General features: G+C 42.8%; 1 protein-coding gene and 1 pseudogene. One reads left to right on the plus strand and one right to left on the minus strand.

Going from position 1 to position 1,619, the window contains the following annotated elements; translation table 11 throughout:
* Positions 1–552: pseudogene (locus F0232_RS24875) on the plus strand (DUF1566 domain-containing protein); the annotation flags it as partial.
* A 412-nt stretch (positions 553–964) separates the two neighbouring features.
* On the opposite strand, the gene F0232_RS24880 reads toward F0232_RS24875, so the two are convergent.
* Positions 965–1,619: EAL domain-containing protein (locus F0232_RS24880; protein WP_171751092.1), on the minus strand; the 655-nt coding region annotated here is incomplete at its 5' end.

A 1,619-nucleotide genomic window follows, 5' to 3' on the forward strand; every position in this document is an offset into this window, starting at 1 on the left:
GCGACAGTAACGCCGACAGGCTTCCTGTCTGGCGTCAACGTCGGCCAAACAACGATAACCGCCACTAAAGATGGCGTCACCAGTAACACAGTGAGCGTGGAGGTATATAGATGTCTGTCCGTCGGTGCTTCATGTATTGATCTATTCGATACTGGGAATGGGAAGTTGTTTACCAATTCACCCTCAAAATTATTTTTATCCTCCATTGGAGGAAGTGCAAATAATGGTTTTACGCAAGAAATTGGAACTTCTGGGCCTGCTGGAGATTTCTTTTGGTTCTCTTGGGATAATGCAAGTAGATTATGTAGTACATATAGTAACGAGGATTTAGCAGGACGCACCAACTGGCGTTTGGCAACAAAAAATGAGTTAGAATTGCTCTTCAATACATACGGCAATATGTTCAACGCGCGCGGCTGGCCAGTCAGGTTAAATTACTGGTCAATTGAGAGTAGAGGTCCTGGCTTTTTTAATATAGACCTCAGGAATGGCGGCGGAGGGTTGAGTCTGGGAGAAGAAGAGTTGTACGCGTCCTGCGTCTCAGTTCCCTAACGTTTAACGTATGAGTTTTTGATATTCCAACTTATAACCACCTACTTTTGCAGGTGGTTATCTTTTTCATAGATGTGCAGTCAGCTGTATCTAAAAGGATATCGTTGTAATCTTGAACGCCTGCGCTACTACGCCTCGTCGTTACCTTTTACTGATTTCAATTAAGTTCGAGTAAGGGCTTGCTGTTTTATGTGCTGATTTCCCTTTCGACTCGCATCATTTGATGGTGCTCGCAGGCTGTTAACCTTCCTCAAAAAGAAAGGAAACTCCTTATAGCACAACAACATACAACTCCAACGCTCTCTAAATCGAATTTCAGAGACCAGTGTTTCGCTGCTGGCCATGAAAGCTCACCAAAAAATGATATCTATTTGGGCGCTCGTCGTTGAATAAGGCAAGCTCCGTGACGTTTTTAGTTGAGCGTCTCACTAACCCGCTCGTGAGTATAACCGTAATCTAAAGTCCAGCGATGGAGATCTTCAATCGACATAGGTTTGGCGTAGTAGTAACCTTGATGTTGAAAGACGCCTCTTAATAAAAGCCCTTTAGCTTCGAGTTTATTTTCAACTCCTTCCGCTACTAGATTGAGTTCTAATTGTTTAGCCATTTCAATATACCCATCGAGAACAGCGGACTTTCCTTCATCAATGGAGCGTGTAAACATTTTGTCTATTTTGATAGTGTCAATATCGAAATAATGCAAATAGGAGTTTCCGCCATAACCGGTACCTGCATCATCAAGGCTTATTTTAAGCCCTAATGTTTTGAGTAAGGCGATACGCTGACTGGCAAACGCTAAATTTTCAATCGGTTGGCGTTCTGTTAATTCAAGCGTAAGTTTTGAGTAGTCGTGCTGAAACCGCTTTAAATAGTGGTAAAAATCGTCATTTTGGAGGTGCAGAGGAGTGATGTTGACACTGCAATAAAACTCGGTGTTTTGACTCATCAAAGGCGATAAGTCGCGGTAAATGGTTGTAATGAGATTCTCTGTTGTTGGAATGATCTCCCCACTTTGCTCTAGATAATGGATGAACTTGCTTGGTTCTATGACACGGCCATCAGAGGGA

It is taken from the genome of Vibrio sp. T3Y01, assembly GCF_013114525.1.
In the GTDB taxonomy this organism is placed as follows: Bacteria; Pseudomonadota; Gammaproteobacteria; order Enterobacterales; family Vibrionaceae; genus Vibrio; species Vibrio chagasii_B.